Consider the following 14,328-nt stretch of genomic DNA (forward strand, 5'->3'; position numbering starts at 1 on the left):
CGGCGCCGCCCCGTTCTCAGGGGCGGCGCCGGGCCCGCTCGTGCGGCCAATTACTATACCGGTGGGTAGTGGTATTACAATGACGGCATGGTCCGCACCCCCCTCACCCCCGAAGAGCGCGAGCGCGGCGAGCGGCTCGGCCGGCTGCTTCGCGAGGCGCGCGGTCCGCGCAGCATGGTCGAGATCGCGGCCGTCGCGGGGCTCTCCCCCGAGACGTTGCGCAAGATCGAGACCGGGCGTGCCCCGACACCCGCCTTCTTCACGGTCGCGGCGCTGGCCGGGGCGTTGGGCCTGTCGATGGACGAGATCGCGGCGGCCTGCGCGCCGTTGCCCGCACAGTCCGCTGCCCGGCCGGCCGCCGGCCGGCCCGCCGCCTAGGCGCTCTCCGGCGCACCCCGGCAATCGCTTCAGCGCGTAGGCTCGTCGGCGTGACTCTCGACGCGCTCGGACGCAGCCGCTACGTCAGCCTCACCACCTACCGCAAGGACGGCACCGGGGTCGACACCCCGGTCTGGCACGCCGTGGACGGCGGTGAGTTGTACATCTGGAGCCGCAGTGACGCGTGGAAGATCAAGCGGATCCGCAACAACAGCCGTGTCGTCGTGACCGCGTGCGACGTACGCGGGCGGATCGCGCCGGGCGCGGCGAGCGCCGAAGGGACGGCGCGGCTGCTGGAGGGTGACGAGGCCCGGCAGGTCAACAAGTTGCTGGCCCGCAAGTACACCTGGCAGTTCTGGCTCGTCGAGAAGCCCGCAGCGCTCGTACGGCGCGGCAAGCGCGTGCACACCGGAATCGTGGTGAGTTTCTGAGGCCTTGTCGGCGCGCCGACTTGTTAAACAACCTTGACCTGTAACTAGGTTTTTGCTTGGGAAACGTGACGTCGGCCACTTGCTGACGTCATACTTGAGTGATCGCATCGCACCGTGCGCGACAATCCCGCGTAGCCGTCACGTAACACGGTTGCGGTTTCATGCCGGCGGGCCGGACGGCTCCCTTACGGCAGTGCGCAGCAGGGCAGGGGCGGGACGGACAGCGATGACAAGGCATGAACTTCCGACGGAGATCGGGGCTTTCGCGCGGTACTTCCGTGGCATGACGGCGCTCCTCGACCCGGACGGCGGCTGGTATGCCGTATTCAGGCAGCGCGACCCCGAAGGGCTGAGGGCCTGCCTCGACGGCGCCGAAGTACCGCCCTGGGACGTGGTCGAGTCGCTGCTCCACGACCTCGCCGCGAGCCACGAGAACCGGCCGGTCGACCGTGAGACGGCCCGCGCGAGCAGGCTGCACGCCGCCTCCGCCGCCGCGCACGACCGGCTCCCCGGCGGCCTCGACGCGCTCCGCGAGCGGCTGCGGCTGATGCAGCACGAACAGGTCACGGCCGAGAGCCGCGCCGACGAGGTGATGCGCCGCCTGCGGCTGGTCGCCGAGGACTCACCCGAGGCGGACCAGCTGGAGTACGACCTGGCCTGGGTCCGCGACGACTACGCGCGCGCCACGGCCCGCCGCGCCGAGCTGGGCGAACGTCTCGCCGCCACCGAGCGGTCCGCCGCGCCCGCGCATGCCTCGCCCGCCCCGCAGTTCGGCTCGCCGGAGGCGAGACCCATGGCCGCCGACGGGTGGTTTCGGGCCGAGGAGCCGGTGGTCGACCAGTCGGTCTTCGGCCGTCCGGACGGCGGTCGGCCCACCGCGCCCGATGACTGGTTCCGCCCGGACGGCCGGGGCGCGGGTGACACGGGTGACATGGGTGACGAGGCCGATACGGGCTCCAACCCCGCCGTCCACCCGGACGATTCGCAGGAAGCGGCACAAATGCCCGGCCAGCGCCGCAAGCAGCGCAAGCCGCGAGGCGCGCGCTACGCCTTCAGCGAAGCACCCGATCCGGGGGCCACCCCCATCATCCCGCCCACCGCCACCGCACAACCGCGCGGCGCCCGCTTCGGCGGATCGGCGGGCCCGGACCGGACCCATGACGGAGATCCCGACAGCGGGATGACCCGGCAGCAGTCCCAGGCGCGCCGCGCCGCGCTGGACACGGTGGCCGTGCTCGTACGGCTGCGCGCGGCCGGCCGCAGCGGTGAGGCGCACGTGGTGCTCTACGAGGCGGCGGCCGGCCCCGCCGAGCAACTGCCCTTCCTCGCAGCCGAACTGCACCGCGCCGAACTGGGCGCGGACTGGGCCTCGGTGCTGTGGGAGGTGTCGTCGCTGGCGCCCGACAGCTTCGCCGCGGCGGCGGGCGCGCTCGCCATGGCCGGCCGCGACACGGACTGCGGGACGCTGCTGCGGCAGGGCGTCTCGCGGCCTGCCGAGGACATCGCCCTGGCGGCCGTCGCCCTCGGCGACGCGGGCCGGGCCCAGGAGACCCAGGCGCTGCTCGGGGCCTTCGTCAGGGCCCGGACCCCCGAGGACGCGGCGCGGATCGCCGCGGTGGATCCGCCGCGCCTGCTCCCGCTGCTGCTCGAAGCGGCTCGGAGCGTGTCCACCACCCATGAGCGGGATCTCGCCCGTGCGCTGCGAATCGCCGGGATAGGCGGCGGCTGAGCTGGTTACGCCGCGTCTCGACCGGCCGCGGGCGCTCTGTGGACCGGCCGGGTGCGAATCATGATCGACTCGGCGGCTTAACAGCGATGGTCTTGCCCCCGTGGGACGGCGGGCTTAGGTTCTCCTCTTACGCACCGTGTCTACGGGCGTAGAACGCGCTCGGAAACAGGCTCGGAACTACGCTCGGAAATACGTACGGAGAACGCTCGACCTTCCGCCGAAGGAGCAGCACGTGGCCAGAGTCGTACGCGCCGCACTCGTCCAGGCGACCTGGACCGGTGACACCGAATCCATGATCGCCAAGCATGAGGAGCACGCCCGAGAGGCGGCCCGGCAAGGCGCCAAGGTCATCGGTTTCCAGGAGGTGTTCAACGCCCCCTACTTCTGCCAGGTGCAGGAGCCCGAGCACTACCGGTGGGCGGAGGCGGTCCCGGACGGGCCGACTGTGACCCGGATGCGGGACCTCGCGCGCGAGACCGGAATGGTCGTCGTCGTGCCGGTCTTCGAGGTCGAGCAGTCCGGGTTCTACTACAACACCGCCGCCGTGATCGACGCCGACGGCTCGTACCTCGGCAAGTACCGCAAGCATCACATCCCGCAGGTCAAGGGCTTCTGGGAGAAGTACTACTTCAAGCCCGGCAACGCGGGCTGGCCCGTCTTCGACACCGCCGTCGGCAAGGTCGGCGTATACATCTGCTACGACCGGCACTTCCCGGAGGGCTGGCGCCAACTCGGCCTGAACGGCGCCGAACTGGTCTACAACCCGTCGGCGACCTCGCGCGGTCTCTCCAGCTATCTGTGGCAGCTCGAACAGCCCGCCGCCGCCGTCGCCAACGAGTACTTCATCGCCGCCATCAACCGCGTCGGCCAGGAGGAGTACGGCGACAACGACTTCTACGGGACGTCGTACTTCGTCGACCCGCGCGGCCAGTTCGTCGGCGAGACCGCGAGCGACAAGACGGAGGAACTGGTCGTCAGGGACCTGGACTTCGGCGTTATCGACGAGGTGCGCCAGCAGTGGGCGTTCTACCGCGACCGCCGACCCGACGCGTACGAGGGCCTGGTGCAGCCGTGACCGAAGCGCCCGCGAACCCGGCGGCGGGCCCCGCCGCGAACCCGCCCGCCGGGCCGTCCCACGACGGCCCGGTCCGGCTCCCCGCCACCGATCTGCACGGCCGGCACCGCGCCGTCCTGCCGGACTGGCTGGCCCTCTACTACCAGAAGCCCATCGAACTCACCCACGGCGAGGGCCGCCACGTCTGGGACGCCGAAGGCAACCGGTACCTCGACTTCTTCGGCGGCATCCTCACCACCATGACCGCCCACGCCCTCCCCGAGGTCACCAAGGCGGTCAGCGAGCAGGCCGGGCGGATCATCCACTCGTCCACGCTCTACCTCAACCGCCCGATGGTGGAGTTCGCCGAGCGCGTCGCCCACCTCTCCGGCATCCCCGACGCGCGGGTCTTCGTCACCACCTCCGGCACCGAGGCCAACGACACGGCACTGCTGCTCGCCACCGCGTACCGCCGCTCCAACCAGATCCTGGCGATGCGCAACAGCTACCACGGCCGGTCCTTCTCCGCAGTGTCCGTCACCGGCAACAGCGGCTGGTCCCCGACCAGCCTCTCGCCGCTCCAGACGCTGTACGTGCACGGCGGCGTCCGTACGCGCGGCCCGTACGCGCGGCTGTCCGACGCGGAGTTCATCGCGGCGTGCGTGGCCGACCTGGAGGACCTGCTCGGGCACGTCCGCGCGCCCGCCGCGCTGATCGCCGAGCCGATCCAGGGCGTCGGCGGCTTCACCTCGCCGCCGGACGGTCTGTACGCCGCGTTCCGCGAAGTCCTCGACCGGCACGGCATTCTGTGGATCACCGACGAGGTGCAGACCGGCTGGGGCCGTACCGGCGAGCACTTCTGGGGCTGGCAGGCGCACGCCGACAACGGCCCGCCGGACATCCTCACCTTCGCCAAGGGCATCGGCAACGGCATGTCCATCGGCGGTGTCGTGGCCCGTGCCGAGATCATGAACTGCCTCGACACCAACTCCATCTCGACCTTCGGCGGCAGCCCGGTCACGATGGCGGCGGGCGTCGCCAACCTCGCGTACCTCCTGGAGCAGGACCTCCCCGGCAACGCGCGCCGGGTCGGCGGCCTGCTGATCGAGCGGCTGCGCGCCGTGGGGGCCTCGGTCCCCGCCGTACGGGAAGTGCGCGGACGCGGCCTGATGATCGGCATCGAGCTGGTGAAGCCCGGCACCGACGAGGCGAACCCGGAAGCGGCGGCGGCAGTGACCGAGGCGGCACGCGAGGGCGGCCTGCTGATCGGCAAGGGCGGCGGCCACGACACCAGCGTGCTGCGCATCGCCCCACCGCTCTCCCTCACGGTCGCCGAGGCGGAAGAGGGCGCGGCGATCCTCGAACGCGCCCTGGGCAGTGTCTAGTTCACCGATCGCCTGACCGGGCCGGGAAACCACCCGGTCCGGCGGCCGGGGACAGCCACATCAGCTCGCTCAGCCACTTCCAGGCACGTCCAGCCCCACGTCAGTCATGTCACGGAGGCCATGTCATGAGTAAACGCACGCTCGTCCGGGGCGGTCTGGTCATCACGGCCGCCGACGAAGTCCACGCCGATGTGCTGACCGAGGACGGCCGGATCGTCGCGCTCGCCGCCAACGGCTCCGACGTAGCGGCGGGTTGGACCGCCGACCGGGTCATCGACGCCACCGACAAGTACGTCATCCCGGGCGGCGTCGACGGCCACACGCACATGGAGATGCCGTTCGGCGGGACGTTCGCCGCCGACACCTTCGAGACCGGCACCCGCGCCGCCGCCTGGGGCGGCACCACGACCATCGTGGACTTCGCCATCCAGTCGCCCGGCCAGGCGCTGCGCGAAGGGCTCGACGCCTGGTACGCGAAGGCCGACGGCAACTGCGCCATCGACTACGGCTTCCACATGATCCTCGCCGACGTCAACGAGGACTCCCTCAAGGAGATGGACCTCCTCGTCCAGGAGGGCATCACCTCCTTCAAACTGTTCATGGCCTACCCCGGGGTCTTCTACAGCGACGACGGCAAGATCCTGCGCGCCATGCAACGGGCCTCCCACAACGGGGGGTTGATCATGATGCACGCCGAGAACGGCATCGCGATCGACGTCCTCGTCGAACAGGCCCTGGCCGCCGGCCGCACCGATCCGCGCTACCACGGAGAAGTACGCAAGGTCCTGCTGGAGGCCGAGGCGACCCACCGCGCCATCCAGCTCGCCCGCGTCGCCGACGCGCCCCTGTACGTCGTGCACGTCTCCGCCGAGGAGGCCGTCGCCGAGCTGGCAGCCGCCCGCGACAAGGGACTTCCGGTCTTCGGCGAGACCTGCCCGCAGTACCTCTTCCTCTCCACGGACAATCTCGCCGAGCCGGACTTCGAAGGCGCCAAGTACGTCTGCTCGACCCCGCTGCGGCCCCGCGAGCACCAGGCCGCCCTCTGGCGCGGACTGCGCACCAACGACCTCCAGGTCGTCTCCACCGACCACTGTCCGTTCTGCTTCAACGGGCAGAAGGAGATGGGCCGGGGCGACTTCTCCAAGATCCCCAACGGGCTGCCGGGCGTGGAGCACCGGATGGACCTGCTCCACCAGGCTGTCGTCGACGGGCACATCACCCGGCGCCGCTGGATCGAGATCGCCTGCGCGACCCCGGCCAGGATGTTCGGCCTCTACCCGAAGAAGGGCACCATCGCCCCCGGCGCCGACGCCGACATCGTCATCTACGACCCGCACGCCGAACAGACCCTCTCCGCCGAGACGCACCACATGGACGTCGACTACTCGGTGTACGAGGGGAAGCGGATCACGGGACAGGTCGAGACCGTCCTGTCGCGCGGAGAGGTCGTCATCGACGGCCGGAAGTACACCGGGCGCCCGGGGCACGGCAGTTACACCCCCCGCGCCACCTGTCAGTACCTCACCTGAGAGTTTGGAGTGGCCCGCCATGGACTTCGGACTTGTCCTGCAGACCGACCCGCCGGCGTCGGCGGTCGTCGGACTCATGCGGCGCGCCGAGCGCAACGGCTTCCGCTACGGCTGGACCTTCGACTCCGCCGTGCTGTGGCAGGAGCCGTTCGTCATCTACAGCCGCATCCTCGAACACACCACCGAGCTGATCGTCGGCCCGATGGTCACCAATCCGGGCACCCGGACCTGGGAGGTGACCGCGTCCACCTTCGCCACGCTCAACGAGATGTACGGCAACCGCACCGTGTGCGGCATCGGCCGCGGCGACTCCGCGATGCGCGTCGCGGGCCGCGCGCCCAACACGCTCGCGCGGCTGGGCGAGTCGATCGACGTCATCCGTGAACTCGCCGAGGGGCGTGAGGCGTTGGTGGACGGCAAGCCGCTCAGGCTGCCCTGGGTGCGGAACGGGAAGCTGCCGGTGTGGATGGCCGCGTACGGGCCGAAGGCCCTGGCCATGGCCGGCGCCAAGGCCGACGGCTTCATTCTCCAGCTCGCCGACCCGTATCTCACCGAGACGATGGTCCAGGCCGTCCGGACGGCCGCGTCCGACGCCGGACGCGACCCGGACTCCGTCACCATCTGCGTCGCCGCCCCCGCCTATGTGAGCGACGACCTCGCCCACGCGCGCGACCAGTGCCGCTGGTTCGGCGGGATGGTCGGCAACCACGTCGCCGACCTGGTCAAACGCTACGGCGAGCACTCCGACCTGGTGCCCGACGCCCTTACCACGTACATCAAACAGCGCGAGGGCTACGACTACAGCCACCACGGCCGGGCCGGGAACCCGTCAACGGACTTCGTGCCCGACGACATCGTGGACCGCTTCTGCCTGCTCGGCCCGGCGGAGGCACACATCGAGAAGCTGAAGGCGCTGAAGGCCCTGGGCGTCGACCAGTTCGCCGTCTACAACATGCACGACGCGAAGGAAGCGACCATCGACACGTACGGCTCCGAGATCATCCCGGCACTGGCTTCCTGAGCGGTCTGATCCACCCTTGTCCCAAGGGTGCCGCGGCCCGGGTCTCGGCCCGGGCCGCGGTCATGCCGACCGCTGTCCGACGCTCCGGAACAGCTCGCCGTGGCGGCTCGCGTGACCGCAGGTCACGCGGACCGCAAGGAGGGCCTGGTCCTCCTCCTGGACGCCGTCGGACTGTCCGCCGACGACGACACCCTCACTTCCCTGCTCCCCCTTCTCCACAGCTCCGAACGTGACTCCGGCATGCCTCGGTGATGGCGACGCCGATGGGTCCGTCGCCGACGGGGATGGTGGTGGTGACGGTGTTGGTCCTGGTGTCGATCACCGACACGGTGTCGGAAAGCTGGTTGGCGACGTAGGCGCGGTCACCCTTCGGGGTGAAGGCCACTCCCCGGGGCCAGGTGCCGACACGGATGGTGGCCGTGACGGTGTTGGTCCTGGTGTCGATCACCGACACGGTGCCGCTGTTGAGGTTGGTGACGTAGACACGGTGACCGTTCGGGGTGACGGCCACGCCGTTGGGAAGGTCACCGGCGGGGATGGTGGTGGTGACGGTGTTGGTCCTGGTGTCGATCACCGACACGTTGTCGCTGCTGGCGTTGGTGACGTAGACACGGTGACCGTTCGGGGTGACGGCCAGGTTGGCGGGTCCGTTGCCGACGGGGATGGTGGTGGTGACGGTGTTGGTCCTGGTGTCGATCACCGACACGGTGTCGCCGAGGTCGTTGCTGACGTAGACACGGTGACCGTTCGGGGTGACGGCCACGCCGAAAGGCCCGTTGCCGGCGGGGATGGTGGTGGTGACGGTGTTGGTCCTGGTGTTGATCACCGACACGTTGTCGCCGGCGAAGTTGGTGACGTAGACACGGTGACCGTTCGGGGTGACGGCCACGCCGACAGGTCCGTCGCCGACGGGGATGGTGGTGGTGACCCGGTTGGTCCTGGTGTCGATCACCGACACGTTGTCGCTGTTGTTGTTGGTGACGTAGGCGTGGCGACCGTTCGGGGTGACGGCCACGCCGAAAGGACGGTCGCCGACGGGGATGGTGGTGGTGACGGTGTTGGTCTTGGTGCTGATCACCGACACGGTGTCGTCTTCGACGTTGGTGACGTAGGCGTGGGAAGGCTTGTGGTGCGCAGGGTTGTCATGCGCGGCGGCGGGCGATGCCACGGCGAGTGGGACCGTCAGGCCCGCGAGCATGGCCAATCCCAGCCAGGCCCGCACGACCCTTCCCCGCGAGCGCTCACCGCCGTCACGTCGCCCGGTGATTCTTCGTTCTGGCGTCCCCTGTACCGCGATATCTGACATGAAGACCTCCTGAAGTGCACTCGATGCCGAATGGCGATGGCTGAAGCCATGCTATTTACGGATATCCCCTTAAATGGCCCGAGATTGCACGTCTGGGGCTGTATGGGCGATCCGAATCCCACCTTCGGCCAAGGAGTGGCCTGGTTACGACACCGGCAGACGCGCGCAGCGGCGGCACGCACGGGCGGAGGAGGCCACCATGCCGTGCGAGAGGGCGGTGACCATGGCCGCGAGCGTGACCAGCGGCCAGTTCGTGGCCAGCGGTGACAGCACCGCGAGCGCGAGTGTGGCGACCACCATCGCCACACCCGCTGTCGTGCCCGCCCAGGCCACCGCCAGCGGCAGCCGCTCAGGCGTCGGCAGTTTGCGCGCGAGCGCGCCGGTGGCGGCGAGTGCGGCGGCCGTGAGGAGCGTCGCGACGGCCGCGACGGCGGCCAGTTGGACGGCGACCAGCTGCGCCGTCTGCTGGAGCTGCCAGCTCTGGCCCGAGGTCCAGATCAGATGCCAGCAGACGATCAGGAACGGGACGGTGAGGGTGACGGACAGGGCGGTCCGCCGGGTCTGCGCCAGGGTCAACTCCCGCTGGCAGCCCGGCACCAGCTCGTCCGGTGTGCCGAACTCCCGCACCGCCAGGACGGCGGCCCGGTCGCGCGGCACACCGTCGCGGGTGTACGCATCGACCGTGTCGGTGAGACCGTCCCGTATCTCCTGGAGCATCCGGGACTTGGCCCGGACGGGGCCGTGCAGCGCGGCGGACAGGGCCTCGACGTAGCCCGCGACCGGGTCGCCGGCTGTGGTTTCCGGGACGCTGGTGGTGGTCGGGTCGCTCATGTCGCGGTCCGGGGCCGCGGTGCGGCGGCGGCCGGGTTCAGGACCGAGCCGATGGCCGTCGTGAACTCGCGCCATGCCGTCCGTTCGCTCTCCAGGCTGCCGCGCCCGGCGTCGGTCAGCCGGTAGCAGCGTCGCCGCCGTTCGCCGACGGACTCCCAGCTGCTGCCGAGCAGTCCCAGCCGCTCAAGCCTGTTCAGGGCCGGATAGATCGTGCCCGTACGGAGCTGGAGCGCGCCCTCGCTCCGCTGCTGGACCGCCGCGATGATCGCGTAGCCGTGCAGCGGACCGGGTTCGAGCACGGCCAGCAACAGTCCGTCGAGGTGCCCACGCACCGCGTCTGTCTTCATGGGTAGCCAGCCTACCTATGGAACGCATTGGCGTGGTACCTATTGGCAGCCAACTTATCGAGCCATCTCCCCGAAGGGGCCCGCGGTGACCAAGCTGCTGCTCTCCATCCATGTCCTCGCCTCGATCCTGGTGGTCGGGCCGATCGCCGTGGCGGCGTCGATGTTCCCGCGCTACGCGCGCCTGGCGGCGGGGGAGGAAGGACGCTTCGTCGGCGCCACGGCACTGCTCCACCGGATCTGCAGCGGCTACGCGGTCGTCGGGGTCGCCGTCCCGGTCTTCGGGATCGCCACGGGCGCCCAGCTCGGCGTCCTCACCGACGCCTGGCTGATCACGTCGATCGTGCTGACGACGATCGCCGCCGCGCTGCTGGCGCTGGCCATCCTGCCCGGTCAGCAGAGCATGATCGAGGCGGCGACGGCTGCGGACGAAACCGGAGCGGCCGGAGACGGCGCCGACACCAAGCGCGCCGCCGCCCGACTGGCCGGCCTCACCGGTGTCTTCAACCTGCTCTGGGCGATCGTCGTCGTCCTGATGATCGTGCGCCCCGGCTCCACGACCAGCGCCTGATCAACCGTCAGTACCGCTCCTGTCCGGCCCCGTTCAGTCGAGCACCCCGGCGGCGCGCAGCCGGCCGAGCCTTTCCGCCGGAACGTCCGCCCACTCCCGCAGCACTGTGCCGGTGTCCGCGCCGAGCGGCGGCGCGGGCGTGCGGACGGCAGTGACTTTCAGGGGCGTGCCCACTTTACCAATTGACCAAACTCAGGAGCAGTCGGTGGACGTCAGCTACTCGGTGCCCACGGGCACGTTCCGCTGCGCGTCGCCCTGCTGCTGGCCGCAGTGGCAAGCATCCTGCTCACCGCGCTGGCGGGCAGTGCCCAGATCATGCAGTTGCGCGCTGCCCGCCCGCAAGCACCGCCGGGCCCACCACAGGGCTGTGAAGGCCGAGGCCAAGGACTCGTCGAAGGCCGGCGATAGCCCGGACTACCGGGAGCCCGCCACAGGGCGCGACTTGTAGAAGGACTCCTCCAGGTAGGCGACCTCGTGCGGCTGGTAGGGCGCCTCCAAGTAGGCAGCCTCGGCTTCGTCGAGTTCGACGTCCACCGCGGCGAGTGCGTCGGCCAGCTGGGCCGGCTTGGTGACCCCGACGATGGGCGAGGTCACCGCCGGGTTGCGCATGACCCAGGCCAGGGCGACCTGGGCCGGGGACAGACCCCGCTTGCCCGCGATCTCGTGGACGCGCTCGGCCACTGCCTGGTCCCCGTCGCGGTAGAGGATCTTGCCGCCCTCATCGGTCTCGGCACGCGCCGTGGCGGTGTCCCGGACCCGCGTCAGCCTGCCCCGCGCCAGCGGGCTCCACGGGATCACGCCGATGCCCTGGTCGGCGCAGAGCGGGAGCATCTCCCGCTCTGCTTCTCGGTGGATGAGGTTGTAGTGGTCCTGCATCGACACGAACCGGGTCCAGCCGTTCAGGTCAGCCAGGTACAGGGCCTTGGCGAACTGCCAGGCGTACATGGAAGAGGCTCCGATGTAGCGGACCTTCCCGGACTTGACCGCGTCGTGCAGCGCCTCGAGGGTTTCCTCGATCGGGGTGTCATAGTCCCAGCGGTGGATCTGGTAGAGGTCGATGTAGTCGGTCCCCAGCCGCTTCAGGGAGGCGTCGAGCTCGGCGAAGATCGCCTTGCGGGACAGCCCGGCGCCGTTCGGGCCGGGGCGCATCCGCATCCAGACCTTGGTGGAAAGAACGACCTCCTCGCGCCGGGTGAAGTCCTTGACCGCCTGGCCGACGATCTCCTCGCTGCTTCCGGCGCTGTACCCATTGGCCGTGTCGAGGAAGTTGACGCCGCCATCGAGGGCCTGCTTGATGATGTCCCGGCTGGCGTCCGCGCCCAGCGACCAGGGCTCGCCGCCCCGGTCCGGCTCGCCGAAGCTCATGCAGCCGAGGGTGATGGCAGAGACTTCCAGTCCGGTCGTTCCGAGTTTGATGTATCGCATGCGCCGAAACTAGGAGTTGGAGTGCGCTCTAACGCAAATTCGGAGGCGTGGGGCATGTTCCGCTGGTCCGGGCGGCGGTATCGCAGCGCTCGCGACCGCGCCCCTACCCGCGGAATCTCTTAGAGGGCGCGCGGATAGGCGTGATGGTGGCACCCAGCCGCAAGACAGGCACAGGTCCTGGCGATCATGGAGTTGCGAGGCTCTGTGATCATCGGAGAGACCTGTGCCCTGCGCTGCCATGACCGGGCTGTCAGAGCCTCAGGTGTACGGAGAAGGCCCACCACGCCACCAGGGCTACCGTCAGGGTGGGAACGATCGACGGATACGTGATCGCGACAAGCCCAAGGAAAGCCGCCCCAAGGACAGCTCCGGATTCGTCGGTCTACCCCGCCGCCGGGTCGTCGAGAGATTTTTGTGCCTGCATCATGCGCGACCGCCAACATGCCCGCGACGACGAACGGCCCGTCCAGCACTCCGAAACCCTGATCGCTGGGCCTCCATCACGTTGATGCCCCGCCGCATCGCCTGCCACATAAAGTGCCCAAAGGGTTAGACCACAACCCTTTCTTCAGTGACCATTACTGCTACTGAATTCATATCGATGAACTTACTCTCGTCCGGGTTCACCAACTCCTTGTAATTCTTAGACGCGAAGAAGGCGTCGTGATCCGCCCAGCTTTCAAACCAGATTTCAGTGAGGCCGTCGTAGGCGGGGCTCGGATACCCTTCGGCGGGTACCGGGTGGGAGACGGTGTACTTCTTCACGTACTGCCGCGCTTCTGGAATGGAGGTGAACAACGGGGCGTGGCGATTTCGGTGATGCTCAACGAATTCATCGAAGGTCATTCCATCGATACGGTTGATCATGAAAGCGAACTTGATCACGGACTTCTCCTTTTCGTGCTCGCGGACGCGAGAGGTCGGCAACCAGATGCCCTGGCGGCGGATCGCGAGCCATGGGTTAACCTAAACGCTCACATCGATGTCAAGGGCAAGTCGCTGTGACCCAATGCACACGAGGGGTTGAGATGCGGATCGGTGAACTGTCCGCCCGGACAGGAGCAAGCCGTCGATCACTGCGCTATTACGAGCAGCAGGGCTTGCTGGTCAGCACAAGGTCCCCCAGCGGCCAGCGGTGCTACGACGATGATCACGTCCAGCGGGTGGCGTTGGTTCAGAGCTTCCTGGCCGCCGGAATGTCCAGCAGAACCATCGCTCAGATGGTCCCCTGTATGGCGGAGCCCAACATGGACAGAGCCCGGGAAGCTTTGACCGCAATGAATCAGGAGCGAAATCGCCTTTCGTCCACAATAGACAGCCTGGCCGCCGCCAGAGCAGCACTTGATCACCTGATCAACGTAAATCGGAACTTTCTGGCGAACGTGGCGGATGGCTAGGCCTCGGGCTGCCTGAATCAACATTCTGGTTTTCCTCCGGTGAAATATTCCGCCCCGTGCGGTGCGCGCTTAAAATCGTTCCCTGTCTGACATCTTCCGCCATCCGCCGGGTTGGAGTCTGTAAGAGGTCAAGTGGATAGGAGTGCGGTCATGGTCGGCGGTTAGGGCGCTCGCCCCAACGGTGAGTCGTCCATGCCTGACGGATCAGGCTACGGATGGCGATGATCGTGTCGGCGAGGTCGAAGAAGGTGTCTATGACGGCGGCCCGGCGTTCGTAACAGCGGGCGAGGCTGTGGAGGGCGTTCTGCCAGGCGTGGGTGCGCTCGACGTGCCACCGCTGACTTGCCTGGATCGGCGCCTTCTGGCCTTTGTGTGCGATCCGGCCGTGCAGTCCGCGCTCGTCGAGCAGCGTGCGGATCTTGTCCGAGTCGTAGCCGGCGTCCAGGTGCACGGTAACGTCGTCGGGCAGGGGTACCAGGTCGTCCAGGCGGTCCAGGGTCGGGGCGAGCAGGGGTGAGTCGTGCCGGTTCGCTCCGGCCAGGACGCGGCCCAGCGGGATGCCGTAGCCATCCGTCATGCCCGAGCGTTTCAGACCCTGTTTCCCGCGGTCCACCGGTGAGCGTCGGGCGAACCTCGCCGCCGCCGGGTGCCTTGGTGATGGAGCCGTCGACGGCACAGGTCTCCCAGGTGATCACAGAGCGTCGCAACTCCATGATCGTCAGGACCTGTGCCTGCCTTGCTGGCCGGATGCCTTACTACTCCTATCCGCGCAGCCTCTGAGCTTGGCGTTTAACCTTGATGGCTGGCTGGCGTCATCGAGGGGGCTTCGCGGCATGTCCCAGCGCGATGAGGACGACACCGACAACGAGGACGACACCGGCAACCAGGAGAGATGGGGAGCGCAGGTTCAAGCTGGTCGGTATCAGG

At 68.7% G+C, this 14,328-nt stretch carries 15 protein-coding genes and 1 pseudogene; 9 read left to right on the forward strand and 7 right to left on the reverse strand.

Going from position 1 to position 14,328, the window contains the following annotated elements; genetic code table 11:
• Positions 1-87: 87 nt before the first annotated feature.
• The 7 genes from ACIBLA_RS03640 (at position 88) to ACIBLA_RS03670 (ending at position 7,527) form a co-directional block, all read left to right on the forward strand.
• A complete protein-coding gene (locus tag ACIBLA_RS03640; protein ID WP_363242863.1) occupies positions 88-378 on the forward strand; it encodes a helix-turn-helix transcriptional regulator in 291 nt (96 codons plus the stop codon).
• 50 nt (positions 379-428) lie between these two features.
• Complete coding sequence (locus tag ACIBLA_RS03645) at positions 429-809, forward strand: PPOX class F420-dependent oxidoreductase (RefSeq protein WP_363242862.1); 381 nt, start codon at positions 429-431, stop codon at positions 807-809.
• Between the two features lie 226 nt (positions 810-1,035).
• On the forward strand, positions 1,036-2,538 hold the full coding sequence (locus ACIBLA_RS03650) for a hypothetical protein (protein ID WP_399197663.1): 1,503 nt from the start codon (positions 1,036-1,038) through the stop codon (positions 2,536-2,538).
• Positions 2,539-2,770: 232 nt separating this feature from the next.
• Positions 2,771-3,613, forward strand: a complete 843-nt coding sequence (locus tag ACIBLA_RS03655) for a nitrilase-related carbon-nitrogen hydrolase (RefSeq protein WP_363242860.1) — start codon at positions 2,771-2,773, stop codon at positions 3,611-3,613.
• A 92-nt stretch (positions 3,614-3,705) separates the two neighbouring features.
• Positions 3,706-4,977 carry an aspartate aminotransferase family protein gene (locus tag ACIBLA_RS03660; protein WP_363242917.1) on the forward strand — a complete coding sequence of 424 codons (1,272 nt, stop codon included), beginning with the start codon at positions 3,706-3,708 and terminating at the stop codon, positions 4,975-4,977.
• Between the two features lie 125 nt (positions 4,978-5,102).
• Positions 5,103-6,506, forward strand: a complete 1,404-nt coding sequence (gene hydA / locus ACIBLA_RS03665) for a dihydropyrimidinase (RefSeq protein WP_399197664.1) — start codon at positions 5,103-5,105, stop codon at positions 6,504-6,506.
• A gap of 19 nt (positions 6,507-6,525) precedes the next feature.
• A complete protein-coding gene (locus ACIBLA_RS03670; RefSeq protein ID WP_363242858.1) occupies positions 6,526-7,527 on the forward strand; it encodes a TIGR03842 family LLM class F420-dependent oxidoreductase in 1,002 nt (333 codons plus the stop codon).
• Between the two features lie 193 nt (positions 7,528-7,720).
• Here the strand turns inward: ACIBLA_RS03670 and ACIBLA_RS03675 are convergent, their stop codons facing one another.
• The 3 genes from ACIBLA_RS03675 to ACIBLA_RS03685 form a co-directional block, all read right to left on the reverse strand.
• The gene (locus ACIBLA_RS03675) at positions 7,721-8,749 is read right to left on the reverse strand and encodes a beta-propeller fold lactonase family protein (protein WP_399197665.1); all 1,029 of its coding nucleotides are present in this window, start codon (positions 8,747-8,749) and stop codon (positions 7,721-7,723) included.
• Between the two features lie 228 nt (positions 8,750-8,977).
• Positions 8,978-9,664 carry a permease prefix domain 1-containing protein gene (locus ACIBLA_RS03680; protein ID WP_363242855.1) on the reverse strand — a complete coding sequence of 229 codons (687 nt, stop codon included), beginning with the start codon at positions 9,662-9,664 and terminating at the stop codon, positions 8,978-8,980.
• Complete coding sequence (locus ACIBLA_RS03685) at positions 9,661-10,011, reverse strand: helix-turn-helix transcriptional regulator (protein ID WP_399197666.1); 351 nt, start codon at positions 10,009-10,011, stop codon at positions 9,661-9,663. The genes ACIBLA_RS03680 and ACIBLA_RS03685 overlap by 4 nt, the downstream gene beginning before the upstream one ends.
• 85 nt (positions 10,012-10,096) lie before the next feature.
• Here ACIBLA_RS03685 and ACIBLA_RS03690 point away from each other — a divergent pair, with 85 nt between their 5' ends.
• Positions 10,097-10,579 (forward strand): DUF2269 family protein, encoded by a 483-nt coding sequence (locus tag ACIBLA_RS03690; protein WP_399197667.1) that lies wholly within the window; start codon positions 10,097-10,099, stop codon positions 10,577-10,579.
• A gap of 33 nt (positions 10,580-10,612) precedes the next feature.
• On the opposite strand, the gene ACIBLA_RS03695 is transcribed toward ACIBLA_RS03690, so the two are convergent.
• The 3 genes from ACIBLA_RS03695 to ACIBLA_RS03705 all read right to left on the reverse strand — a co-directional run bounded on the left by ACIBLA_RS03695 (position 10,613) and on the right by ACIBLA_RS03705 (position 12,889).
• Positions 10,613-10,753: a hypothetical protein gene (locus ACIBLA_RS03695; protein ID WP_363242852.1), complete on the reverse strand. Its 141-nt coding sequence runs from the start codon at positions 10,751-10,753 to the stop codon at positions 10,613-10,615.
• Positions 10,754-10,993: 240 nt separating this feature from the next.
• Positions 10,994-12,004: an aldo/keto reductase gene (locus tag ACIBLA_RS03700; RefSeq protein ID WP_363242851.1), complete on the reverse strand. Its 1,011-nt coding sequence runs from the start codon at positions 12,002-12,004 to the stop codon at positions 10,994-10,996.
• A 549-nt stretch (positions 12,005-12,553) separates the two neighbouring features.
• Positions 12,554-12,889 (reverse strand): EthD domain-containing protein, encoded by a 336-nt coding sequence (locus tag ACIBLA_RS03705; protein ID WP_363242850.1) that lies wholly within the window; start codon positions 12,887-12,889, stop codon positions 12,554-12,556.
• A 143-nt stretch (positions 12,890-13,032) separates the two neighbouring features.
• Between ACIBLA_RS03705 and ACIBLA_RS03710 the strand changes: the two genes are divergently transcribed.
• Positions 13,033-13,401 carry a MerR family transcriptional regulator gene (locus ACIBLA_RS03710; RefSeq protein ID WP_363242848.1) on the forward strand — a complete coding sequence of 123 codons (369 nt, stop codon included), beginning with the start codon at positions 13,033-13,035 and terminating at the stop codon, positions 13,399-13,401.
• Positions 13,402-13,549: 148 nt separating this feature from the next.
• On the opposite strand, the pseudogene ACIBLA_RS03715 reads toward ACIBLA_RS03710, so the two are convergent.
• Positions 13,550-14,075: pseudogene (locus ACIBLA_RS03715) on the reverse strand (transposase); the annotation flags it as partial.
• Positions 14,076-14,328 lie beyond the last annotated feature (253 nt).

Origin of the sequence: Streptomyces sp. NPDC050433 (assembly GCF_044458565.1) — a bacterium.
In the GTDB taxonomy this organism is placed as follows: Bacteria; Actinomycetota; Actinomycetes; order Streptomycetales; family Streptomycetaceae; genus Streptomyces.